The following is a 24,281-nucleotide window of genomic DNA, read 5'->3' on the forward strand; positions in this document are numbered from 1 at the left end:
ATTGCCGACTCATCAGGTTGAAGTTGGAGAGCTTTATCGTAGCTGGCTACTGCTTCTTCATACTTTTCCAGATTCGATAAAATCAATCCGCGATTGTCCCAGACTATATAGAAGTCAGGTTGGAGCGTGAGAGCTTTATCATAGCTTACTATAGCCTCTTCGTAACGCTCCAAGTCCGACAGAATATTGCCTCGAAGATTCCAAGCAAATTCATCATTCGGTTGAAGTTGGAGAGCTTTATCGTAGCTAACAACTGCTTCTTCATACTTTTCCAGATTTGATAAAGTCAATCCACGATTTTTCCAGACTATATAGAAGTCGGGTTGAAGTTCGAGGGCTTTGTCATAGCTTACTATAGCCTCTTCGTAACGTTCTAAAACATCAAGAGCTAAGCCTCTAAAGCTCCAAGTGAATTCATCATTGGGTTGAAGTTGGAGAGCTCTTTCATAGCTCATTATAGCCTCTTTATAACGCCCCAGGTTAAATAGAGTCAATCCGCGATTTTTCCAGACTATATAGAAGTCAGGTTGGAGCGTGAGAGCTTTGTCATAGCTTACTATAGCCTCTTCGTAACGTTCTAAAACATCAAGAGCTAAGCCTCTAAAGTTCCAAGTGAATTCATCATTGGGTTGAATTTTGAGGGCTTCATCGTAGCTCACTATAGCCTCTTCGTAACGTTCTAAGTGAGATAGAGCTAAGCCTCGAAAACTCCAAGTGAGTTCATCATTGGGTTGAATTTTGAGGGCTTCATCGTAGCTCACTATAGCCTCTTTATAACGTTCTAAGTGAGATAGAGCTAAGCCTCGAGAACTCCAAGTGAGTTTATCATTGGGTTGAAGTTCAAGGGCTTTGTCGTAGCTGACCACTGCCTCTTTATAACGTTCTAAGCGAGATAGAGCACTACCCCGAAGATTCCAGATTGACTTGTTATTCGGTTGACATTGTAGAGCTTTATCATAGCTGAGCACAGCTTTCTCATATTCTTTCACAGCCGTCGATATCAAACCGCGTTTAAACCATAAAAAAGCTTTGCGTTCTGCTGTCTGCTCTTCTTCTTCGATTAGAGCTTGAATCTCGCTCAGTTTTTTATACCGTTCTTCCTGCGTCCACTCGTGATATTTTTGCCAATCCCTCTCGTTAAGGATTCGGACAGATTCTCGTTGAAGAGCTTGCGTGTTCATCGGTAGGTCGAATATACCGGAACGCCAATCAAAAAAATCTGGGGCACGGTGAATAATATAGTTGATGGCAAAACGAGGTAACAGAAAGACAAAACAGCAGTTGAAGTTATCTCGAAATCGATCGCGCTGTTGATTCAGGTTGCGCAGTACCGGAGGAACCCCTTCCCAGCTATAGCCGTAAATGCGATCGCTCTGCCAGCCTTCTTTGCGTTTCTCTTCCTCGTAAGCATAGAGAGATGCTTCCAACCCAGTGACGAACAGAATCTCCACATCTTTTTCCCCAAGAAACTGCCGCACTGCTTCGTAGACATTCTGGGTTGCTGAGTCTAACTTCAATACCCCCATCCGCTTCTGGGGCAAATCCTCTCCCACTCGTTCGATAAGTTCCGTTGCCCCTGCGGGAGAACATTGGGCGAAGAGCAACCCAAACCCGCGATTGCGGCGCAGTGATGCTTTGAGGGCAGCGTATTCTTCCTCTGCCGTCGCTGGGGGCAAATCTCGATCCCAGTCGATGGGTTCTGGCTGGGTTTTTCGCCAGGGGTTTGGGTTCGGTTCTGACTGGGAACTCATCTGAATTGCTCCGGTTTCGTACCCGTAGGATGTGTTCGACGGATCGTTCTGGATGTTGTGGATTATAGCTGTATTCAATTAGGGCGCGGACATTTCCACTGATACGATTTTTGCGAACGCGAGCAAGATGCTCGCACTATTGATTTCCTAATACGACTGAATACGCCTATAACATGATGCGTTACGACGGATTTTGATATTCAAACTATGTACCGAAATTACTGCCGTCTAACGCATCCTACCGAAACTTCATGTGGATTCTGAACGCCGATGGCTGACAGCTACAGCTTCGCCACCGCCTCCTTGAATTCCCGAATCCCATCCATCAACGGGTGTACGTCGTACCAGCGCTGCAATTCCCCCTCGTCGTCATAGTAGCAATATTCCAACAAACAGCGATTGAACAGCAAGGGGCGATATTCGTCGGAGTTTTCGATTTGCTTCGATTTTGCCACCGATGCGAGTAACTCCCACTGTCCCGCCTGTACCGTGCGGCGATAGGTGTCGCGCACTTGGGTAATCGCCCGTTGCACCGATCGCGCCGTAATGGGAAACTCGACGGTACGCCCGATCGCCTCTTGAGTCAGCAGCATCAAATTGCGGACGTGTCCCCCACTCATCAAACACAAGCCGTTCAGGGTTTCCTCGCTCTCGAAGATATCCCCCACCAAAGCCTTCTTCGGGGCAAAACATTTCACTCGTCGGGCGATCGCTTCTTTCATTTTCGCCAATCCCGGTTCGTTTTCTTCACCCTCGGGGGACTTTACCATCACCATGGGCAAAATATTGGGATTGCTATCGTAAATTTCCATCAAATCCGTCGCCCGTTTGGAGTAAACCATGGAGATTGGCACGGTATAGACGACGTGGCAGTTCAGGGCGCGCAACTGTTCGCTGCGATCGAGAAAAATCTCCTCGTGATTGAGCTGTCCGCTCGCTTGCGGCACGGGCACGATCCGATCTAAATTATCCACGATCACCGCCAGTTGCGTTTCCCCATCGGGCAAGTTCTTTTTCGCCTCGCCGATAAACTCGTTCAGAGCTTTGAGCAACGTCACCGTATGGGATTCGACTTTTTGCCGAATTTCGTGGCGCAGGCTGGGAACGGTACGCAGATTCGCCGTCAGCTTAGCAAACTGGGAAATTTGCATGTCCACCGTCATCTTGTCGAACTGCACCTCCGACAGGGCTAACTCCTTCACCTCCTGCCACCGACTCTGCAACCAATTCAACAACGGATCGGGTTTAGCAAAATTCAAGTCTTCGATTAAACGCCGGGTACAAGCCAGGAGAATATCGGTATACTGGGTATCCTCCGGGTCGATATCCTCCTCATCCGCCTCGAAGTAAACGACGTGGAAGTTCTGCTCGATGAGATACGCTCGCAATCGCCGCAGTTCCGTCGATTTTCCGCCCCCGCGATGCCCGGTATAAAGCTGGCAAGTCATTCGCCGGGAACGCCGGATGCTACTCCCCACATCCACCCGCACATCCGTATCCCCCCGCACCGCCTGAAAGTCCACGTAGCGCGGGTCGTTCGCTGGTAGCGGTTGAGAGGGATCGAAGGCATTGTAGAGATTATCGATGAGATCGGGCATGGGGGAGTTAAGTAATAAGTTAGAAGTAATAAGTCATAAGTTTTTTTGAGTATAGCGTTTTTCTTGAAAATGTGATTTTAGGGCAATCGTTTAAGGATAGCAAATTTTGATTTCTACTCTGTAAATGCCGCTATTAAAATTGATATAAATCTGTGTCTAATGGATAATTTAATAGGGTCGAAATATTATTAATTTATCATCAAAAAAATATATCGATATAAATGTAAGAGTTCAGATTTAACAGATTGAGATCCCCCCTAACCCCCCTTAAAAAGGGGGGAACTAGAAACAGTCCCCGACAAATCAACAGCGCGCGCATCCTCTGGCTTCGGGATAAATAAATCAGCACCAGCATCCTCTGGCTTCGGGATAAATAAATCAGCGCCAGCTTCCTATGGCTTCCCCCTTAAGAAGGGGGACGGGAGGGGGATCTAGTTTCAGAGCAACGAGAGGAGAATCTTTTAAGGCTGCTGAATCCTGGCTCAAAATTCGCTTGATTTGTAGCGCTGCTTGAAGAGATGAGGTACAGACGATATACCTAAATTTTTCTGACAAAGGAGGGCGTTGAGAGTCAAGATCGTACCTCACTGACTTGAAAACTGCGCTCGGCTAAATTGGTAAAATGGGCAGTTTAATAACTTGTATACAAGTTTAACTAATACACCAAAAACTACCCACCCAATAATCCAGGTTTCGACCTTTAGCCAAAATTTCTACAAAACTTCCGAACCCAAACCCGATCTTCAAAAACTTATTACTTATTACTTATTACTTATTACTTAAAAAACTACAATCGCTCCATCACCTGCGGCAAAACCCCACTAGGAAGCTTCGAAAACGCTAAATTTTGCCCTCGAATATCTCCATCGTTGTAAAAGGCGCGAATAGTTTGCACGACGTAATCTAATGCGGTTTGATAGCGTTCCGGCTGTGCCTGCCATCCTTCCAATGCCACCAGGTGATGCTGCAGTGCGGCTTCTAGATGCTGCTGGCGGGTTTCGGCAGTACCGTCGAACTGGGGATGAGTCACCCATTGATAGTACGCCAATCCCAGGTTGTTGCGAGCGGCAAATCGATCGAAAGGTAGCGCTTTCTCCCCCACCGACTCCGCCACGGTAACGGCGGTTTCGTAAGCGGCGATCGCCTGTTGCAAATATTCTGCCGTCTCCGCCTCCGTTTCCCCCCGTCGCGCCAGATGCCAGTACGCCGTCGCTAGGTTATTCTGGGTTGCCGCGCAGCCGATGGGGAGGGTTTCGGGGGTACGATAGTGGAGTGCTTTGCGATAGGCATCCACCGCCAGCAGCAGGTTCTCTTGGGGATTCTCCTGTCTCGATCGCATCCAGTATGCAGTGCCGAGGTTGTTGAGTACCATGGCGTAGTCGATCGCATTTTTTGGGGAACGATTTTTTCGATCGGTATAGATTTCCAGCGCTTCGTTGTAAGCGGCGATCGCCTGTTGTAAGTGTCGCAGGGGTTCTCGATGTTGCGCCAAACTCCAGTAAGTGGTGCCGAGACTATTGTGGATAGCGGCATCTTGCATCGGATCGCCATCGCCACTGCCATCGATATCCCGGCAGCGCAGAACTGCCTCAAAGGCGATCGCCGATTTCTCTAAATTCTCAGCGGCATCCTCGTAGCGTGCCAAATCTGCATACACGCCACCGAGATGTTGCTGCACCCGCATCCAGAGAGAGTGGGAGGGTTCGATTTGCGCCAGAACCGCTCGATCGAATTCCAGGCTTTGCTGCAAATGACGGCACTGTTCCTCCGGTTTCGCAACCCCCCGCGACAGCATCCCGTACAGCGTTCCCAGCTCAGTTGCGATCGTAATAGTTTTTTGGGTTGTCGTGTCAGAAGTGGTTACAGAAGCGGGTGAGGTTTCCCCGGTGAGATATTCCATCGCCTGGGTATAGGCGCAAATGGCAACGCGAATCTCCAGTGGCGAGGCATTCCCCCGATTGAGGCGATCGCGATACAGGTTTCCCAGAGTTTGATACCCATCGGCAAGTTCCGTGGCGGAAGACTCCTGGCGATGGAGGCGTTCGATGTGCTGCAACAGTCGCAGGGGTTCCCAGGTAGCGGCGCGCGCCAAATCCAGCGTCATCAGCACCCCTTCGGCTAATTCTCGATCGACCTGGGAGAAGGATAGATCTGGGGTAATGGGAGAATCGGCGGGTTTGGAGGTTGGTGTGGGAGTTTCGAGGCTAGATTTTTTCGGGGGTTTAGAAGGTATTTTGGTTGCGGATTTCGGGGCAGTCACATCCGGCGCATCTCGTCTGGTGGGTTCTCCCTGAAACTCGAAAATCCCCGTACAGCAACGCCAGAATTCCGGTGCCGATTGCTCGATCGAATGCAGCCAAGGACGCGATACCCACAGCAGCAAACTGGGTTCCCAACGGGGTAAATAGGTGGGGATTTGGCGCAATCCATTTAAAAACGACCATTGAACCGCCGCCGGCTGTCGGGTGAGTTGTTCCACCCCCAAAATTTGAAATCCCGGTATCGCGCATCCAGTTTTCGATCGCAACGGTAGATGGTGTTGCCTCAACCAGCGATTCACCTGAGAAATGGGATCGGGATCGCTCAGATTTAGGCGCAGACTGACAAAACAGGGTGGCGAAGAGTCTGAACCTACCCCCAATTCCGATTGCAACTGGGCTGCTAAACTATCTCGCCGTGTGAGATCGTCGCAAACGGCGATAAAAATCTGCCGGCGCAAACCGAGTTTGAATGCGAGTTTGAGACGTTGGTAAACTTGCCGATTCCAGCCCACTCTTTTCGGGGAAGAAACATCACTTGCCGTTATCCTAGCAGGGGGATTGGGTACAACTGAGAGTCGAGGCGATCGCATGAACCTTACAGGGGAGGGAAGTTTTGTATCTTATTTCGGGGGAACCTGCAACAATCCCGAAAGGTTCTTAGAGATTTTATATTTTATATTTTGGGTTTTATATTTTTGATTTTAGATGGAAGATATTCGATCGAAATTGTGAGTGCTTCAATTTGATTCCCGCCTTAACTGACGCGATCGGGTTTATCCTCTGAAGTATCTCAACATCCGGTTCGTCAGTCTAATGCTTCCCCCTTAACCTTTAACCTTTCCCCTTTCCCCCAGCTCGATCGAGTTTTGGATAATTCAGTTACCCAGAACGCTAACCCACTTCCATCTATCCTAAGAATAACTGATACGCCGGATTTTGACTTTCATCCCAATAGCGATAACCCAAATTTTCCAAAAATTCCTGCCACGCTTCCGTCTCGTCGGGAGGCACTTGAATTCCAACCACGATCCGTCCGTAATCCGCCCCATTATTGCGATAGTGAAACACGCTAATATTCCAGTTCGGACTCATAGACGCTACAAACCGCATCAACGCGCCGGGACGTTCGGGAAACTCGAACCGGTAAAAGAGTTCGTTGTGGGCAAGGGGCGATCGCCCTCCTACCATGTGCCGTAAATGTAACTTTGTGAGTTCGTCATCGGTTAAATCAAGAGTTTTGAAACCCGACGATTCTAATTTCGCCACTAAGGATGCCCCATCCGCGCGATCGGAAATGCGAACTCCTACAAAAATATGGGCTTCTTTCTCATCGGCAATCCGGTAGCTGAATTCCGTTAATTCGTATTTCCCCAAACACTCGCAAAACTGGTTCAAACTGCCGGGTTGTTCCGGAATCTTCACCGCGTAAATGGCTTCGCGGCGTTCTCCCAATTCCGCCCGTTCCGCGACAAATCGGAGGCGATCGAAATTCATATTTGCCCCGCAAGCCACGGCTACCAGAGTTTCCCCCTGAATCCCCGTCTGTTCGACGTAAGTTTTCGCTCCGGCGATCGCCAACGCCCCGGCAGGTTCTAAAATCGATCGGGTATCCTCGAAAGCATCCTTAATCGCCGCGCAGGTAGCATCGGTATCCACCCGAATAATCTCATCCACGTACTGCTGACACAGCCAAAAGGTTTCCTCTCCCACTTCCCGTACCGCCACCCCATCAGCAAACAATCCCACCTGGGGCAATCGTACCCGCTTCCCAGCTTTGAGCGATCGATACATGGCATCGGCATCCACCGGTTCCACACCGATAATCTTGATATCCGGGCGAATTCGCTTCACGTACGCCCCAATCCCCGAAATCAACCCCCCACCCCCAATAGCGACGAAAATCGCGTGGATGGGCTGCTGCCACTGGCGTAAAATCTCCATTCCGATCGTCCCCTGCCCGGCAATCACATCGGGATCGTCGAAGGGGTGAACGAAGGTTAAGCCTTTTTCGGCTTCCAGTTGGCGGGCGTACGCACAAGCCTCGTCGTAAGTCTCCCCGTGTAAAACCACCTCCGCCCCCCGTGCCTTCACTGCATCCACTTTTACGAGGGGTGTCGTCACCGGCATGACGATAATCGCCCGAGTTCCCAGTTGGCTGGCGCTGAGGGCGACTCCTTGGGCGTGATTTCCCGCAGAGGCGGCAATGACGCCTCTGTTGAGAACGTCGAGGGGCAAATGCGCCATTTTGTTATACGCCCCCCGCAGCTTGAAGGAAAAAACCGATTGCATATCTTCCCGCTTGAGGAGGAGTCGGTTGTTGAGTCGCGTGGAGAGATTGGTGGCAACTTCTAAGGGCGTTTCTCGGGCGACATCGTAGACGCGGGCGGTGAGAATTTGTACGAGATAGTCGCAATACATGGGTCAGATGCAAGGGGCGGATGGGTTATTATTTTACCGCTACTTGCGTGCCTTCATTGACTTCACCGAATACTTGCTTAACGAAAAGTAAAAGTAAAGGATTAAATTTTTTTTAGAGATAATTTTAGATGTTAATCGACAGTACCCGACTGATGGAGACTGCATTTCATTACAGTCGTTATGCATTTGAGAATACACAATTTATCCTCGATCGATTAATTACCATTTTAGATATTGTTAAAAATACTGATGATTTTATCGTAGAAACTTCAGATGCTAATCTGGATTCGATCGCCCAGGAAGAGGATAATTTTTTATCTCCATATTTTTTACCACCTAGAGTAAGCGAGCTTTCGGAACCTCACCAAAAGTTATTCAATTTAATCGATATGGGCACCCATGAATTAAAACGCCTCTGGATATCCGATCGAATTATGGCAGTACGCTCTGTAGGATATACTTTGCATAATCTTCCTTTCCTTATCAGAAATAATATAGGATTTATTCTAGAAGACTATAAGTTTTCCTTTCGAGTCGCCGCAGCATATTGGGATGATTTCTCGATCGAGATGCAAAAAATCCTTTGTCGCCCGATGGAACTCGATTTAATTAAGGCAGAAAATTTAATATCTAGGGAAGGATTTGCCGTTCAAATCTATAAATATTAGTTTCAAAACTTACTGACCCGTTTTTGAGGTACTAAACTCTGTATTAATTACTGCTACTGCTTCATTCAAAGCTTGCTGAGCATAGGTGTTGAGAGACACATTTTTCGTGACAAAACCATGCACCATTGGATAACGAGAAAGGGTGACTTTAACTCGAGCCTCTTGCAATCGTTGAGCATATTGCTCTGCCTCATCTCTGAGAACATCACAGGAAGCCGTAATGATTAATGCTGGAGGGAGGTTTTCTACATTTTGAGCTAATAACGGGGAAGCATAGGGAGTCTGCCAATCTTGTTCGTTTGAAGTATAAGCATCCCGAAATAGCTCCATACTCGCTTTTGATAAAGCATACCCTCGATCGAAACATTGATAGGAGCGATTATTCATCTGGCTTAGATCCATCACGGGATAAAACATCACCTGAGCGTCCACCACTGACTGTCCTTCATCCCGCGCTTTCAAAGCAACTGCCGCAACAATATTTCCGCCAGCACTATCTCCAACTAAAGCAATTCGAGACGGATCTCCATTAATAGTTTTTCCTTGTTCGGCAACCCAAGTTAAAGCGGAATAAGCATCATCAAGGGCCGCTGGAAATGGATGTTCGGGTCCTAAACGATAGTCTACAGCCACGACAATTGCATTGGCTTTTTTAGCTAAAATACGGCTAATATTATCGTGGGTATCCAAATCACCGGTAGCCCAACCGCCGCCATGATAAAATAATATAAAAGGAAATTTTCCGTCTTCTTTTGGGGTATAAATCCGAATCGAAATTTCACCAACTAATCCAGGAATTTTCCGATCTTCAACCTTTGCAACTTCAACAATTTCCCCTTGCTCTCGCAAGAGTTTGTCTCGAACGGCTTGACGTACTTCTGGAATGGATGGATTGGAATTCGTTTGAGAAGAAGCTCGTTTTTCTAAAAACACCTCACCTTCCGGTGCCAGCTGACAATTACAATCGAACTCGGATTGCTGTGTTTGAGTTGAGGAGCGTCCACAGCTTGAGATTTGAAGGAAAACACAAACAGCAAACATTGACTGAACGATTTTTTTAATTCTTATCATTTTTAAATAAAATCATTACTCATAGAATATTCTATTCGGAGAAAAACTCAACCTTATCGTAAATATCCTCGATCGCCATTTCAAATTGAATCGAATTGAGCGCGAAAACTTCATCAGATTCACCATATTCGGAAAACAACCAAGATTTGCGATCGGTTTTGACGTATTGCTCGATCGAGATTTCGTATTGGTCGATGAGTAAATATTCCCGTAGGGTTGGAATCGTGCGGTAGGCGGCAAACTTCGCATCTTTATCGTAACTGCGAGTCGATTCCGAAAGAACTTCAGCAATCAACAGCGGATTGACGATCGTATCTTTTCGTCCTTCTTGTAACTGTAACTCTCCCTGAACCACCATCACATCGGGATAGGTATAAATCTTTTTTTCAGGAATCCACAATCGTTGATCGGTGACAAAGACTTGGTAAGGTTGACGCTTCAAAGAGAAATTGAGCGCCGCATAAAAATTACCTGCAATTTTATTATGATTTGGCGTACCACCCGTCATCAGACAAACCTCACCGTTAATATATTCATGGCGTTCGGGAGAACCCACCTCAAATGCCAGATATTCTTGGGGAGTATAAACTTGTTCTTCAGTTGGTGCGAGCATTCTATATCACCTTCGATCGGGTAAACCCAAAATCACTTCGACTGTCTCTCTACTTATAGCGCTTCGCCATCGTTTGTTAGTACTTTCTTGTCGATCGGGGGATAAGAAGATCGTCGCAACTGACCCATTGTCAATTGTCAATTGTCCATTTACTCTCCACCTGTCTCCCAAGCCCACGCTGAAGTCATCACCCGGTCGTCATCGTCCTGTAGTAGAATAGCTGCGGCTGACAAGCACCATTGGGTACGCACCATCATCTCGACTCATCTCTACCCGTTTTAGTGACGATGCAATACCGTCTGAATCCAAACCAGTGGATTCGCGCCATCGGGTTCGTGCTACTGTTCCTATTTATCTATGCCTACCTATATATATACCTATCTCGATCGATGTCTCCTAAACCCCGTCTCCTGAGCGATCCGTTTTTACAATTTCCCGATCGAACTTCAGTTCGGGTGGTCTGGTTCACGGAATTTGCCGGAAAAGAACATACCGTCGCCTACGGGGAAAACCTGGAACAAAAAGCGATCGCTCAGACAACGCAACTGTCGCGCACCCGCGAAGATGGCAAGTCTTACATCGGCACTCAAGCCGGTGACGGCACGGCTTTTTCCCAACCCACCCCCCGCGCGATTTGGCGCCACGAAGCCCAAATTACCGGACTGAGTTCGGCAACGCCAATTCCCTATCGCGTCACCAGCATCGCAGAGGATGGGGGTGCCATCGACAGCGATACGTTTACCCTATCGGCTGCCCCCGAACCGGGACAACCCCAGAAAATTCTCCTCACCTCCGATCACCAACTCAAACCCCTAACGGCCGCCAACTTGCAAAAAGTGGCAGAAACCATCGGTCAAGTGGATGCGGTCTTCCTGGCTGGCGATCTGGTCAATATTCCCGATCGCGCCTCCGAATGGTTCGACGATAGCAGAGGGGGAGCGTTCTTTCCCAGCCTTCAGGGACGCGCCGACTACGAACTGGAAAAAGAAGGCGCTCTCACCCGCTACCGAGGCGGGGCGTTGATTCAGTCTGCGCCGCTGTTTCCCGCCATAGGCAATCACGAAGTCATGGGGCGATTTTCCAGCGAACGCGGTCTCAACGAGCAGTTTAGCGATGCGATTCCCTCCTGGGTGGCCGCCAAACGCCTCACCGATGCCGGCATCAACCCCCAACGGAATTTCGACAAGCTCAAAGACGCTTCCTATAATAGCGATACCTACGAAGAAATCTTTTCCCTACCCCAGGATTCCCCCTACTATGCCGTCACCTTTGGGGATATTCGTTTAGTGGTGCTGTACGCCACCCATATCTGGCGACCCCCGGCCCCCAAGACCCGAGGTCGATATCAAGAACATCCCGAAGATTTGCAAGAACCGGAAAAGTGGGGCTACGGACAACATATTTTTGAACCCATCGACGAAGGAAGCTGGCAATATCGCTGGTTGACGCAAGAACTCAGCAGCCCCGAATTCGCCGAAGCCAAGTATAAAATCGTCATGTTCCACCATCCCCCCCATACCCTCGGGGGCAATGGAATGCCCGCCTTCACCGATCCAGTACAAGCCATCGATCGCGACAGCCAGGGAAAAATCGAGGCGATTCGCTACGAATATCCTCGCCGTAACGATTATCTGATTCGCGATGTAGTTCCCCTCCTCGAATCGGCAAACGTGCAACTGGTCTTTTACGGTCATTCCCATCTTTGGAATCGCTTCCTAGGAAAGGGGGGAATGCACTTTCTCGAATCTTCGAATGTGGGGAATAGCTACGGGGCGCATCTGAAGGGAAATCCCCGTCCCGTTCCCCCCGGAACCAACGACGATCGCGACTATGTAGCCATCGGCGATCCCAATGGTAAAGAGGCGATCGTACCCAACCTCGCCCCCCTACTCGATAACCAAAATCGACCGTTACCCTATCTTGCGAGTAACGACATTACCGCATTTAGTATTTTAGATACCGGCACGGGAACGGTGAGTAGCTATTACTTCGATACTCGATCGCCTGATTCTGAAGTGGTGAAGTTCGATGAGTTTGCTTTGACTTCGGGGGAATGAGCCTGGGTTTTGAACTTTAGACAAATCGATAGACTTCTCCTCCAAATGGGTCAACGGCCGCATTCCCCCTACGGTTGGTATGTTATTTTCCTGCAGATCCCTAATATCTTTGCCCCATTCCCCATTCCACCTTCCCCCTTCCCCCTTCCTCCTTCCCTAGGATTGAAAGAGTTGAGGAACCCGCGATCGCAACGCCGCATTCAACTCCGGTAGCCGATCGCGCATTTCCAAATACCAGTCCCGTCGCTGGCGGTAGTGCCCCGAAAGCATCCGATTCTTTTTCACCCATTCGTAAGCATTATCGATCAGGGTTTGCCGCAACTGGGGATTGCCGATGAGGGTATCGAACTTAGTCTCGAAATCCTCTAGCGATCGATAAATTAATCCCGTTTTTCCATCGAGTACCGACCCTGCGTACACCGTCGGACTCGCCAGCACCGCCACCTGATGTCCCGCGCATTCGACGAATTTCAAATCGGATTTCATGCTGTTAAATCGATTCGGTTCGAGGGGTAACAGGGTCACATCGGACTCTACTAAGATATCTTTGTAGCGACCGTAGGGAGAAAACGGCTCGAAGGTCTTGTTTGGGGTCGTCAGAGCATCGAAAAACTTTTGGTCGTGGAGGACTTTGACCTGAACCCGATCGCCATATTTGCCCAACACGCGGTTAATTGCCGGCATCAACGGTGCCCAGTCCGCTTCTCGATTGAGCGCCCCAAAAAACACCGTCACCGGTTTGTCCTTCTTCGGGGGAATCGGAGATGGAAGCGCCCCGAGTTGGTTGGCAAACACCGCCACGTAAGGATTGTGCTGGCGCAAGAACTTGGCTAGGGGTTCGGTAGAGGTTTGGACGCAGTGGCAGCTTTTAAAGGTAAAAAAGTCAGTTTGCGGGTGAATCGGCCATCGCGTAGGATCGTCATCGATTTCCGCCACGATTAAGTAACCGCGCGCGAGTAAATTTTGCTGCCGGACGATACCCGCATCCGGTTGGAGAATCGCCCGCTGCCAGATAAAGACTTTTTCTTCACTGGGGCCGGCAATATTCAGCGCCGCCGACTGGGTGGTGGAAACGGGTCGCACGCCGGGAATCGTCGCCGCAAACTGGTCCGGTTCGAGGACTCGAACTCGATCGCACGCCACCGGGGCCATCATCAGGGTTTGAATCAACAGTGGACGGACGGGGGTTTGGGCTTTGACACCACCCACGAGGTACTGAAACGCGCGGCTGCGATCGGCCACCGCCGCGAGGTCTAAACCCATTGCCTCCGCCACCGGTGCAATCCGATCTTTAAACTTCTCGAACTCGTCCCCGCCATCGACGGTGCTTTTACTTTGGAAGTAGATTTTCAAACCCGCTTGGGTAAACAGGTCTTGAATCGTATTCAGGGTAAAAAAGCGTAAATGGGTGCGATCGAGCAATCCTTCATCCTGATACTGCCACTCACCCCGCAACAAATTTTGAATGATACTCCAATGTCCGATATTGGGGATGGAGGCGACCACTTGCCCTCCCGGTTTGAGCCATCGAACTTGGTGTTTGAGGACGCGCCAGGGATCGACGAGGTGTTCGAGGACATCCCCGTAAACCAAACAATCCACGCTTCCCGGCGCTATTTTCAACCGCTCGTCATTACATTTTTCCACATTGACGCAAATTGCCCGATCGAGACGAGTGCGAGCAATTTTGGCAACCTCGGCGTTCACCTCAATACCGATATACTTGCAATTGGGATTGATCCGTTTGTAATTTTCTCCCAACGCTCCCGTACCGCAACCCACCTCGACCACGGTTTTGGCATCGACAGGAATCATTCTGAGTAGGTTCCGATTTACGCGATCGAAATAATTTCCGGTAGCTGTCATGAGCCAATTTTAGATTTAAGATTTGCGTGTTTGGAATGGCAACCCGGTGTGAGAACCGGGGGAATCAAGGGAGAGTAAGCGAGGACCCCAATCGACATCTGCGAGAAATGGGCGAACGGTTAAAGCGAAAGGGAAAATGTAGCGCTTCGCGCTGGTTTATTTACACAACAGAAGAAATAGGTTTTGCCCATTCTCCATTCCCCCCGACCCCTTTCCCCATGACTGAAAATGTGTATCTATACAGATATAAGGGCGAACTGCTTATAAATACATGACTTCGGCATAAAAATACGATTTGATTTTTGATTTGAGCGCCGATGGCTAATGGAACGTCAGTTTTGCTACCGCAACCTCGCCGGGATGCCTACCCTGGGTGACGTTCGGGCGGCCGTCTTGCCTCTTGAGAGCGAAGCGACAACACTGGCGACATCTGGTTGCTCGGGAGCAAAGTACTCTATCCCCATTCCCCCCGACCCCATTCCCCGCCCTCACCTGAAACAGTCTTATCCAAAACTGACGTTAATGGAAGGGGATATTGTTGAGGGCGATCGCCTTTGATGATAGCGCGATCGCCCCGAAGAGTGCTTTGGGCTTCGCGCCCCTCACTCTCACTTGAAACGACCGTAGCTGTCCGGTGGGTCTTCGGGTCGTCTCAGTGTCTCCTTAGGTCGCTCAACCCTGAAAATCTTTGAGGTTAAACAAGAAGGGTACGCCGCCACCTTCACCGCCAGTGACCAAGACATTAGGCATTTGAGCGCCACCTTCGCGCCAGGCTTCGATGGCTTCTTTTTGCAACACCAGTTCTCCCCCTTGAGCTTTGAGGGTTTCGGCGAGCAGTCTTTGGGCTTCCGAACGACCTTTGGCGCGGTTGATTTCGGCTTGGGCTTCTTGTTCGGCTTGCTGGGCCACGTAGACGGCTCGCTGCGCCTGCTGTTCGGCAATTTGTTTATCTTCAACCGCTCTGGCAAACTCCGGCGAGAAATTCAAATCCACCACGCTCGTATCGAGAACGATAATGCCGTACTTTTTCAAGCGCTCGTCAAGGGCCGTATCGAAATCTTCTTTGAGTTCGCTACGCTTGGTAATCGACTCCTCTGCCGTACGTCGAGCGGCCGCAATCTTAAAAGATTCCTGAGTTTGCGGGGCGATAATTTTCGAAACGATATTGGCTAGCGTCCCCTGAGTACGCCGAATTTCCACCACTCGCAACGGATCGAGGCGAAAGTTGATGGCAAAGCGACCGGATAAGTCTTGCAAGTCTTTGGTCGAACTCTGCGCGGGAACTTCAAACTTTTGCACCGTCACATCGTAAACATCCACTTGGGAAATCAGAGGGGGTTTGACGTGAATCCCTTCGAGCAACGCCCCATCTCTCGCTTTTCCCAAAATACTAATCACTCCCGCTTGACCGGGATTGATAATCACAAACGAGCTGAAGGCAATGAGAACGGCAAAAGCGACGGCAACTCCACCGACTAAAGCTTGCCAACTCTGTTGCGGTTGTGCGTTTCTCAAGGTTGTATCTCCTATTCGATCGTATATATTATTAGACCTATTTCAGGCTACCAGTTTTCTTTGGTTAGCGGTCGGGTATCGTGGAAGCGGGAATAGTTAATATGACGAGCGCCGTTGGCACAAATGGAGAGTACATCGACAAAGCGATAATTCCACAGCAGATCGGTTGGGGTGTAGAGATAGCTGGCGTGAACGGTCCCAGACCCCGCTTCGTCGAGACCGGTGAGCATGACGACGATTTGGGCTTCTTCGGCGATGAGGGATTCTCGGGTTTCGCCGTAGAGGGGGCTAGTAGAATCGATCGGATGCATTACCATCCACGAAAGCAAAAAAAACGGACTGTAGGCACGCGCGAGGGTTAGTTCGTAGAACCGTCGCATTCGATTCCCTTCTTGGGTCGTTTCCCATCGCAGGAGGTGAACGCGGATTTGCGCTTCGACGATTTGGTGACGGCGTTGGTTGGCCGCGCGAAACATCAGCATCGGCATGCCGTTGTAAGGACAAATGACGGCGACTTGGGAAAACAGAACGCGAGCGGTGGGACGAGAAAAGCGGGCGAACATCAAACTCGTTGCCATCGCCACGGCCAGCAAACCGACGAGAACTTCGATGGTAACCAGGAAATGCGCGTAGGGCGTTTTGGGATACATTGCCCCGTAGCCGATGGTAGCCATCGTCTGTACGCTGAAGAAAAAGGCATCCCAGAAGGAACCGGGTTCGGCATTTTCGATGCCATCCCCTCCAGCAACGTAAGCGAGGGCAAAGAGCAGGTTAATGGCAAAATACGCACCGACAATGAGACCGAAGAAGTTCGGCCAGGATGTCATCAGCAGCCATTGATAAATATCGCTCCAGTGGAAAGACCAGTCTCCAAACCACTCAAACTCGAAGTTACCGATGTGGGCGATTCGACGCCGGGAGTTTGGGGGTTTTGGGGTTTTAGGAGCGCTAGAAGAACGATCGCGACGACTCACAAGTTCGCTCGAGGGGGAGAAAGGGCAGATGCTCTGACGTTTTATCTCGTTTTGCCCGATCGTGCAAGGGTGGCAACGCAATTGCCTTTGGCAAATGGTTCGATCGATTTGGGACCGCGTTCTGAAAGTTTCTTCCAGACTCGATCGCGGTTGGGCATTTGGGAGAGCTTGGTATATACTCTCTGGGCGAGTAATTGGGGTTCGGTGGCGTTGAGCACGCAACACAGGCTTTTTTTATGGCTGGCTTGGTAGATAGCGGCTTCAGTCGTTCGGGTTAGAAAATCGGGATCGGCTTTAGTACCCGTGGGTTGAATCGCCGTTGCCCCCAGAATTGGGATCACTCCGATGGCACGTAGGGGAATGGGTAGCAAATGGCAGATGGATTTGACCTCTGATGCGTTGGTCTTGGGCAAAATACAGGCAAACCGGCGGTGAGCGTAGCGAAAAATTCGCGCTTCGCGATGACTCAGATGACCTTGCAGGATGCGAGTCACTTGCTGGCCAAGTTGTTCGTTCGTACGGAATTTCCAACTGGCTTTGCGATGCGGACAGTACTCAATTTTAAGTAAGAGGAGCGAGAGGACTTCGCCGTCTCGAACCGATCGATGCCAAGCTCGATCGAGGGCAAAATTGAACGGCGGAATTGGAGATGCCGTCTGAGGCTCGATCTGGGGTATTCGTTCGAGAAGCGGCGGGGGAGGGGGGGCTTTGAGCGTGGGTTGTACCTTGGGGGCTAACAGTATCTTTGGAGTGGAGGGTCTCATGAAAGTAGCAGTTCGGTTCAGATGTAGAACGAGCGTCAATGTCCGGAGACTGACGGCAGATGTTACCAGATTGACAGTCATTATTTCTAATTTTGAAATAAGGCTGTTTTAGAAAGGATATATCTTGAGGTTGAGTTGTGTATATTTAGAGCACCACAATCTGGATTTTGACGATTTTGAGAAGTTGCGTCGCTCTCAATTGTCAAAACATAAACTCCGATCGTACAGTTCGACCGTTTATACTAATTATTTCAATCGATTGACAATCCAATCGGTATAATTATTACGGCTTGAATAAAAATTCAAAAATAAAACATCAAAAATATAAAAAAAAGTGAATCATCTTAGGCGGTCTGACAATAGGAGATTGTCTCTTGCAAATCACCTCGCTCCCCTTGAGAGGTCCGATCGAGGTGATTTTTTAAAGAATTCAAGAGTTCGAGGGCATGGAAGGGCTTCACAATATAAGAGTCTGCACCTTGCTTCATCGCCCAGTAGCGATCGCTCTCTTGCCCTTTACTCGAACAAAGAATAATAGGAATATGCTTGGTTCTGGGATGTTTTTTGAGTCGGCGACACACTTCATACCCATTCATTCGAGGCATGACGACATCCAAAACGATTGCATCTGGAAGTTGTAAATCTAGAGATTTGAGAGCTTCAATTCCATCCGGAAACTTGGTGACGTTCCAACCACCTCGACGAATAATATAGGAGAGAAGTTCGCGCTGAGAAAGACTATCCTCTACCACCATGATTGTCGTCATGACTTACTCCTTTTGAATTGATGAAATAAGTATCCGCGACCCTAAGCACAAACTTTCACAACCCCAAAAGCTAGTCTGTCACAATTGGATGTGAAATCGAGCTGTTCAATTTTGATGCAATTTATTTTCATCTTCAGTCCGTGTCATGAAGGTTAACACACGGCAATCGGGGACGATCCCGATACTGGGAAGATTTTATTGAAATTTGAGTATAGCTCGATCGAAACTTTATATTTCGACGTTCGAGCTACGACCGAAACCTGGTATTGCGATCGCTAGGAGCAGTTGACTGACACGCCGGATGTGCAGAAAACAAAGATGAGTGTTTCGCGAACTCGCCATAGCTCCTCTACCAGAGAGCGCTGGCTTCTGATGCCCGCGGGAGATTAACCCAATACGGGCTGAGATCGAGTTCGGTTAAACACTTATAATTGGGCTGAAAGTGAGCTTCGGAGGCGTGGGGGGCAAATTAGAGCAAAATTTAGCAATGGCGCCTAATTGTAAGGAATTCTCCGAACTTGATATTACCCATCCACTTCGTTCCGCCCGCGAAGTGGTCTTAGATTCCCTCCTAAGCGCTTTGCGCAGGCTGTGCCAACAGCAGAATATATGACCCCTGCCTCCTGGGTTTCCTTCGCCTTTCCTGTCAACGGTCGCTTGCGATCGTTCGCGACGGCAGCAATTTACGCCACAGAAATCGACGATCGCAGCACGGGAGACGATTTACGCGGTCCCACTTCGGCAGGATTCACCAGTCCGATGGCTTGCTCTAAGGTCTGGGTGCGCGTGCGCCGATCGAAAACATTCACCTGATAAACGCGCTGGTAGGTCACATCAAATGCTGTTAACCAGCCACTTTTCGGGCTATAGGCCCCCGTATCGATTCCCAACCAACCCGGTCCAGCTGCCAACTGTCCCGGCTGGATATTCGGCAGGGTAAACGTAATCGTATGACCGGTAATAATCAGCTTATTTCGGAAATAGGGTTCGGGGTGGCTGTGGAATTCGTGGCGAATCCAGCACGACTCGCGAGCAGTTTGCTCCTCGGGTTTGAGTTTGGGATCGACCCCGGCATGAGCCAGCCACAGATCGCCCAAATCTAGATAAATCGGGAGGCTTTGCATCCATTCGAGGTGGTTGGCATCAATGCAGCGATCGGGATAACTCTCGATGGTTGCCAAACCGCCCCCGCACAACCAAGCTTGGAGAGCGGGATAGTCGATCGTGCCATTGGGAAAAGCCCCCAGCATCATTTGTTCGTGGTTGCCCAATAAAGATTGATAGGGACCGTTCATTACCAAATCGACAACCTGGCGGCTTTGGGGTCCGCGATCGATTAAATCTCCCAGAAAATAAACCCGATCTTCCGAACCTGCTCCAATTTCCTCTAACAGTTGCACCAATCCTTCGTAGTGGCCGTGAACGTCACCAATTACAATCCGTCGTTGAGTCATTCCCTAATACCAAACCTGTTTGCCAATACCGCGAGCGAGCCATCGAGAGCAAACCGATCTCGCTCTTACTGATTCAAAGCTTTCAGAAAACGTTTGAGCTCTGATAAAAACCCCTTTCCCTTGCGTGGAAGTCCCGAGGAAGCGTCCGGATTCTCTTCGCCGGTTGCTGATTCTCCACTCGCGCCCATTAAAATTCGCTCTAGGGCTTCACCCACGGGTTTTGTCGCGGTTTGGGAAACAACCTCGTAAGTGTCTTCCTCCGTTTCGAGCAACACTTGCCAGGGAGAAGGATAGCAGCGAAACACAGATGCATCCTGGAGGGGTTGAATGTAGTAACAAGACTCTAAAGTAGACAGAAAACGTTCGCGCAACTGACGGGCAGCCAAGCCAATCCCGACGATCGAAACATCCTCCAATCGGGGTAAGAGCATGACCACCGGTCGATCTCCGGCGTGTTGGCACAGTTGTTCGACTTTCGATACCTCAACCGGTGAGGGTTCGACAATCAAAAAACACTCATCGTCGGGTTCTAAAAGAGTCTCAATGGCGATTTGGCGACTGCCCAAGTCGGCAATTTTGAAAGGAACCTCTCCCCAATCTCGACGAGCCAGGGCGGCTGCTCCGGTATCGGGAAAGAAAACTTTCAGTGCCATCCCCAGTTCGGCAAAAACGGGCAAAAATTGTTCGGCGATGGGTTGAGCTTTGAGTTCGGGAAACACCAGTTCTACGAGCAATCGCCGGTATCCATCCTCGATCGCCGCCTTTGTCGCCGTCTGAGCTTGGGCGATCGCTTCATCTAAATCTTTGGGCAGTTCAACCATCGACACGGTACTTACAATTCTTTGAGTATCTATTTCCATCATAGAGTTTCCCATTGGCTCGACGAAAAAACTTATCAGAATCTCATCAAGATGAACGTTTGATAAATTGACCTCCAGGTATCCCAATCAGTCGAAAGCGTTCGAGACCATCTTTTCTACGTTATCTTTTGTAAAGACAACCGTAATCTTTACTCAGACGATCGTGTATCTGACTTACCTCGATAGCAATTCCTGGCTCGTTGAAATTGGCCAAAAACGCATCCTTCTCGATCCGTGGCTGGTAGGACCGTTAGTCTTTGGGGGATTGAACTGGCTGTTTAAAGGTGAGCGTCGCACCCCTCGCGCGATTCCAGAGAATCTCGATTTGATTTTGCTTTCTCAAGGTTTGAGCGATCACGCTCATCCCCCCACCCTGGAAAAACTCGATCGCGGTATTCCCGTCGTGGGTTCGGTGGAGGCGGCAAAGGTGGCGACATCCCTCGGATATACGCAAGTCACGGCGTTGGCACACGGCGAAACCTTCAGCCTCGATGATACCGTCAAAATTGAAGCGGTTCCCGGCTCCCCTATCGGTCCCCTGTTGGTGGAAAATGGCTACATTCTTCGATCGCTCTCGGAAAACGAAAGCATCTATTACGAACCTCACGGCTATCATTCCCCATCACTCAAAGAAGCGGGTTCGATCGATGTGTTGATGGTTCCAGTCGTTAATTTGAAGGTGCCGCTTCTGGGTCCGATTATTCAAGGGTGGGATTCTGCTGTTGAAGTGGCGCAATGGCTCGAACCGCAAGTGATTCTCCCTACGGCCGCTGGCGGTGATGTGGAGTTTGAGGGGGTGTTGGCAAAAGTGTTGCAACAGGAGGGAAGCGCCCAGGAGTTGCGGGAAAAACTTGTGGCAACTCACCTGAAAACCCAGGTGGTGGAACCCACCCCTGGAGAGCGATTTGAACCGATCTCGATCTAGCAACCGCCACATGAATAACGCCACGTGCAACTATTACGATCCAAAACCCGATCGAGCGGGGGAAAGGGGGAATTTGTCCTCTTCATCACCACATGAAGAGGCATCCAGTTCCAGGTGGCGTGATGACTGATGACTCAATCAAAATTGCCTCAGTCGGTAGCCTGATTCTGAGCGCTTCGATCGTCGTTCCCGGTTACGGGCAAATCGTCCCCGACGGCACCCTCTCCACCACCGTCACCACCCCCGATCGCCAAAATTTCACCATTACCGATGGCGATCGCCTTGGGGATAACCTGTTTCATAGCTTCGGTGAATTTTCCGTTCCCACCAACGGTTCGGCTGTTTTCGAGAATGGGGTTGATGTCGAGAATATTTTCAGCCGCGTCACTGGCGGTGCGATTTCCGATCTCGATGGTTTGATTCGATCGAACGGCACTGCTAGCCTGTTCTTACTCAACCCCAATGGCATTATCTTTGGACCGAACGCCCGGTTGGATGTCGGGGGATCGTTTGTGGCAACCACCGCTCGATCGATTTTATTTGCGGGGGGATTGGAATTTAGCGCGGACGCGGGAACAGACCCCCTACTCATCATTAACGTTCCGCTAGGGTTGCAATTTGGGGCGAATCCGGGGGAGATTGCAAACGAATCGGTGGCGGCAGATGGCAGCAATAATATTGCGGGATTGCAAGTGCGATCGGGCAATACCCTAGCGCTGGTTGGGGGTGAGATTCTCTTTCCCGGCGGTCGGGCAATTCTCGAGGGTGGGGCGATCGAATTGGGCAGCGTTGGGGCCAATAGTACAGTCGGATTGAATCGCTCGCCCTCTAGTGGGTATACCCTAAATTACGATACCGCCGAGACCTTTGGCGATTTGAGTTTCACCGATGCGGCTTTCGTTGCCGCCAGTGGTGCCAATGGATCGGTATCGATTCGGGGACGGAATCTAACGGTTACAGAAGGGTCGCAAATTATTGCCGCCACCACCGCCTCCGGCAGCGCCCCCACCCTGAATGCGATCGCCTCGGAATCGATCGAATTGGGCGGTACGAACGGCTCGTTTCCCAGCGGTTTGTTCGCCGTCGTCACCTCGAGAGGAACATCCAGAGGGGGGGATTTAACCCTGGAAACCCCCCGGCTGACGGTGCGCGATGGGGCACAGGTGCAAACTTCGACGCGAGGCGTGGGGGACGCGGGAACGTTAAGCGTACGGGCGGCAGAGATCGAACTGGCAGGCAGTTCCGCTGACGGGCAAACCATTAGCGGGTTGCTAGCTACGGCGGAGGTCGGTTCGACGGGAAACGGGGGCAATATTGAGATTGAGGGCGATCGCCTTACCGTCACCGGGGGGGCGCAAGTTGCTGTCACAACCCTGAGTTCCGGGAATGCGGGAACCCTAACTGTGCGCGCGACGGAGATCGACCTTGCCGGGGAACGACTCGACGATGACGGTCAACCCATTTCTAGCGGTTTCTTTGCCGTCGCCAACAGCGGTTCCACCGGTAATGGCGGCAGTTTGGACATCGACACCCATCAGCTGAGGATTCGCGATGGTGCCGGGGTGGAAACTTCGACGTTTGCTTCGGGAAATGGCGGACAACTCTCGATTCGCGCCACGGAATCGATCTCGCTGATCGGTCGAGATGGCAACACTTTCCCCACGGGAATTTTAGCCGTCTCCGGTCTTGAAGGGGTCACCACCGCAGCTACGGGACTCGGCGGCAGTATCTCCGTTGTTTCTCCCCGATTGGAGATTCGTCAGGGGGCCCAAATTACCGTGAGTGCGGCAGGTTCCGGGGATGCAGGGACGATCGCCATCGCGTCGGATTTCGTGCAACTGGATACCCAGGGAAGAATCCGGGCCGAAACGGCGAACGGACAAGGGGGAAATATCGAATTGCGATCGCCCGACATTCAACTGCGTCGCAACAGTAATATTTCCACCACGGCAGGCACGGCACAAGCGGGGGGCAATGGCGGCAACGTGGCGATCGATTCCGAACTGTTGGTGGCCGTCCCTCGGGAAAATAGCGATCTGACTGCCAACGCCTTTCGGGGAGATGGGGGTCGAATCGAGATTACCGCCAGTGGTATTTTCGGTCTCGAATTTCGCGATCGCCTCACCGATGAAAGCGATATTACCGTCAGTTCGACCTTTGGCCGCCAAGGAGAAGTTCAATTTAATACCCCTGATGCCGATCCTGCCTCCGGATTGCTTCCCTTATCTGCCAATCCCGTTGATGTGACCGGACTCCTTGGCGATCCCTGTTCCCAAACTCAAAGCAGCCGGTTTATTGCTTCCGGACGAGGCGGCTTACCTCCGATTCCTTACGAACCTAGGGATAGTCTGGAGATTTTGGAAGATATTCACCCCCCAGCAGAGTGGGTGGAAAATGCTTCGGTGACAGAACCTGCCCTCGTAGAAGCCCAAGGGTGGCGGAGGAACGAGACGGGACAAGTGGAGTTAGTTGCCCAGATTGAAGATGCATCGGAGAACTTCACCTGTCGAGACAATTCGGGAAAATAACGTACCCACTCCAGGGGTCAACATTGATTCGCAAGTCCCTTACGACTGGAGTTCAGACTCAACGGCAGTGGTTGGAGTCGCACTACTTAGAAGCAGCAGCCAAAACCGTACAAGTCTCATCGTCACAAGAGCGAGTCACGTAATCGAAGAGCTTTCTCATTTTTTCGGTATAAACCTTGCGCGAATACTTC

At 50.3% G+C, this 24,281-nt stretch carries 17 protein-coding genes and 1 pseudogene; 5 read left to right on the forward strand and 13 right to left on the reverse strand.

Annotated elements, in window-relative coordinates; genetic code table 11:
• From AC2215_RS12325 to ilvA, 4 genes are all read right to left on the reverse strand, one after another.
• A partial coding sequence (locus tag AC2215_RS12325; protein WP_486810302.1) for a tetratricopeptide repeat protein occupies positions 1-1,751 on the reverse strand: 1,751 nt, incomplete at its 3' end.
• A gap of 281 nt (positions 1,752-2,032) precedes the next feature.
• Complete coding sequence (locus AC2215_RS12330) at positions 2,033-3,349, reverse strand: ATP-binding protein (RefSeq protein WP_486810303.1); 1,317 nt, start codon at positions 3,347-3,349, stop codon at positions 2,033-2,035.
• Between the two features lie 787 nt (positions 3,350-4,136).
• A complete protein-coding gene (locus AC2215_RS12335) occupies positions 4,137-6,122 on the reverse strand; it encodes a tetratricopeptide repeat protein (protein ID WP_486810304.1) in 1,986 nt (661 codons plus the stop codon).
• A gap of 394 nt (positions 6,123-6,516) precedes the next feature.
• The gene (gene ilvA / locus AC2215_RS12340) at positions 6,517-8,028 is read right to left on the reverse strand and encodes a threonine ammonia-lyase, biosynthetic (protein ID WP_486810305.1); all 1,512 of its coding nucleotides are present in this window, start codon (positions 8,026-8,028) and stop codon (positions 6,517-6,519) included.
• A 152-nt stretch (positions 8,029-8,180) separates the two neighbouring features.
• Between ilvA and AC2215_RS12345 the strand changes: the two genes are divergently transcribed.
• Positions 8,181-8,696, forward strand: coding sequence for a hypothetical protein (locus tag AC2215_RS12345; RefSeq protein WP_486810306.1), 516 nt, complete (start codon positions 8,181-8,183; stop codon positions 8,694-8,696).
• Positions 8,697-8,705: 9 nt separating this feature from the next.
• Here the strand turns inward: AC2215_RS12345 and AC2215_RS12350 are convergent, their stop codons facing one another.
• Positions 8,706-9,767, reverse strand: coding sequence for an alpha/beta hydrolase (locus AC2215_RS12350; protein ID WP_486810307.1), 1,062 nt, complete (start codon positions 9,765-9,767; stop codon positions 8,706-8,708).
• A gap of 31 nt (positions 9,768-9,798) precedes the next feature.
• Complete coding sequence (locus AC2215_RS12355) at positions 9,799-10,380, reverse strand: Uma2 family endonuclease (RefSeq protein ID WP_486810308.1); 582 nt, start codon at positions 10,378-10,380, stop codon at positions 9,799-9,801.
• A gap of 287 nt (positions 10,381-10,667) precedes the next feature.
• Here AC2215_RS12355 and AC2215_RS12360 point away from each other — a divergent pair, with 287 nt between their 5' ends.
• A complete protein-coding gene (locus tag AC2215_RS12360; protein ID WP_486810309.1) occupies positions 10,668-12,437 on the forward strand; it encodes a metallophosphoesterase family protein in 1,770 nt (589 codons plus the stop codon).
• 156 nt (positions 12,438-12,593) lie between these two features.
• Here AC2215_RS12360 and AC2215_RS12365 read toward each other — a convergent pair whose 3' ends face one another.
• A complete protein-coding gene (locus AC2215_RS12365) occupies positions 12,594-14,303 on the reverse strand; it encodes a methyltransferase domain-containing protein (protein WP_486810310.1) in 1,710 nt (569 codons plus the stop codon).
• Positions 14,304-14,627: 324 nt separating this feature from the next.
• On the opposite strand from AC2215_RS12365, the gene AC2215_RS12370 reads away from it, so the two are divergent.
• Complete coding sequence (locus tag AC2215_RS12370; RefSeq protein WP_486810311.1) at positions 14,628-14,861, forward strand: hypothetical protein; 234 nt, start codon at positions 14,628-14,630, stop codon at positions 14,859-14,861.
• A 114-nt stretch (positions 14,862-14,975) separates the two neighbouring features.
• Here the strand turns inward: AC2215_RS12370 and AC2215_RS12375 are convergent, their stop codons facing one another.
• From AC2215_RS12375 to AC2215_RS12400, 6 genes and pseudogenes are all read right to left on the reverse strand, one after another.
• Positions 14,976-15,818 (reverse strand): prohibitin family protein, encoded by an 843-nt coding sequence (locus AC2215_RS12375; RefSeq protein WP_486810312.1) that lies wholly within the window; start codon positions 15,816-15,818, stop codon positions 14,976-14,978.
• A gap of 47 nt (positions 15,819-15,865) precedes the next feature.
• The gene (locus AC2215_RS12380; RefSeq protein ID WP_486810313.1) at positions 15,866-16,792 is read right to left on the reverse strand and encodes an ion channel; all 927 of its coding nucleotides are present in this window, start codon (positions 16,790-16,792) and stop codon (positions 15,866-15,868) included.
• Between the two features lie 41 nt (positions 16,793-16,833).
• Positions 16,834-17,556 (reverse strand): nucleotidyl cyclase domain-containing protein, encoded by a 723-nt coding sequence (locus tag AC2215_RS12385; protein ID WP_486810314.1) that lies wholly within the window; start codon positions 17,554-17,556, stop codon positions 16,834-16,836.
• 410 nt (positions 17,557-17,966) lie between these two features.
• Positions 17,967-18,323 (reverse strand): annotated as a pseudogene (locus AC2215_RS12390) (response regulator); the annotation flags it as partial.
• A 683-nt stretch (positions 18,324-19,006) separates the two neighbouring features.
• Entirely contained in the window at positions 19,007-19,777 is a 771-nt protein-coding gene (locus AC2215_RS12395) for a metallophosphoesterase family protein (protein WP_486810315.1), read from the reverse strand.
• Between the two features lie 65 nt (positions 19,778-19,842).
• A complete protein-coding gene (locus AC2215_RS12400; protein ID WP_486810318.1) occupies positions 19,843-20,598 on the reverse strand; it encodes a DUF1995 family protein in 756 nt (251 codons plus the stop codon).
• Positions 20,599-20,800: 202 nt separating this feature from the next.
• On the opposite strand from AC2215_RS12400, the gene AC2215_RS12405 reads away from it, so the two are divergent.
• Both AC2215_RS12405 and AC2215_RS12410 read left to right on the forward strand, forming a co-directional pair.
• Positions 20,801-21,562: an MBL fold metallo-hydrolase gene (locus tag AC2215_RS12405; protein WP_486810316.1), complete on the forward strand. Its 762-nt coding sequence runs from the start codon at positions 20,801-20,803 to the stop codon at positions 21,560-21,562.
• A gap of 122 nt (positions 21,563-21,684) precedes the next feature.
• Entirely contained in the window at positions 21,685-24,090 is a 2,406-nt protein-coding gene (locus tag AC2215_RS12410) for a two-partner secretion domain-containing protein (RefSeq protein WP_486810317.1), read from the forward strand.
• The last annotated feature ends 191 nt before the right edge of the window (positions 24,091-24,281 follow it).

Source organism: Zarconia sp. (assembly GCF_057467645.1).

Bases quoted from the DNA above. Each gene is read 5' to 3' on its own strand.
- AC2215_RS12330 (WP_486810303.1), bottom strand. From the start codon at position 3,349: ATGCCCGATCTCATCGATAATCTCTACAATGCCTTCGATCCCTCTCAA.
- ilvA (WP_486810305.1), bottom strand. From the start codon at position 8,028: ATGTATTGCGACTATCTCGTACAAATTCTCACCGCCCGCGTCTACGAT.
- AC2215_RS12345 (WP_486810306.1), top strand. From the start codon at position 8,181: ATGGAGACTGCATTTCATTACAGTCGTTATGCATTTGAGAATACACAA.
- AC2215_RS12350 (WP_486810307.1), bottom strand. From the start codon at position 9,767: ATGATAAGAATTAAAAAAATCGTTCAGTCAATGTTTGCTGTTTGTGTT.
- AC2215_RS12355 (WP_486810308.1), bottom strand. From the start codon at position 10,380: ATGCTCGCACCAACTGAAGAACAAGTTTATACTCCCCAAGAATATCTG.
- AC2215_RS12360 (WP_486810309.1), top strand. From the start codon at position 10,668: ATGCAATACCGTCTGAATCCAAACCAGTGGATTCGCGCCATCGGGTTC.
- AC2215_RS12365 (WP_486810310.1), bottom strand. From the start codon at position 14,303: ATGACAGCTACCGGAAATTATTTCGATCGCGTAAATCGGAACCTACTC.
- AC2215_RS12370 (WP_486810311.1), top strand. From the start codon at position 14,628: ATGGAACGTCAGTTTTGCTACCGCAACCTCGCCGGGATGCCTACCCTG.
- AC2215_RS12385 (WP_486810314.1), bottom strand. From the start codon at position 17,556: ATGAGACCCTCCACTCCAAAGATACTGTTAGCCCCCAAGGTACAACCC.
- AC2215_RS12395 (WP_486810315.1), bottom strand. From the start codon at position 19,777: ATGACTCAACGACGGATTGTAATTGGTGACGTTCACGGCCACTACGAA.
- AC2215_RS12400 (WP_486810318.1), bottom strand. From the start codon at position 20,598: ATGGTTGAACTGCCCAAAGATTTAGATGAAGCGATCGCCCAAGCTCAG.
- AC2215_RS12410 (WP_486810317.1), top strand. From the start codon at position 21,685: ATGACTGATGACTCAATCAAAATTGCCTCAGTCGGTAGCCTGATTCTG.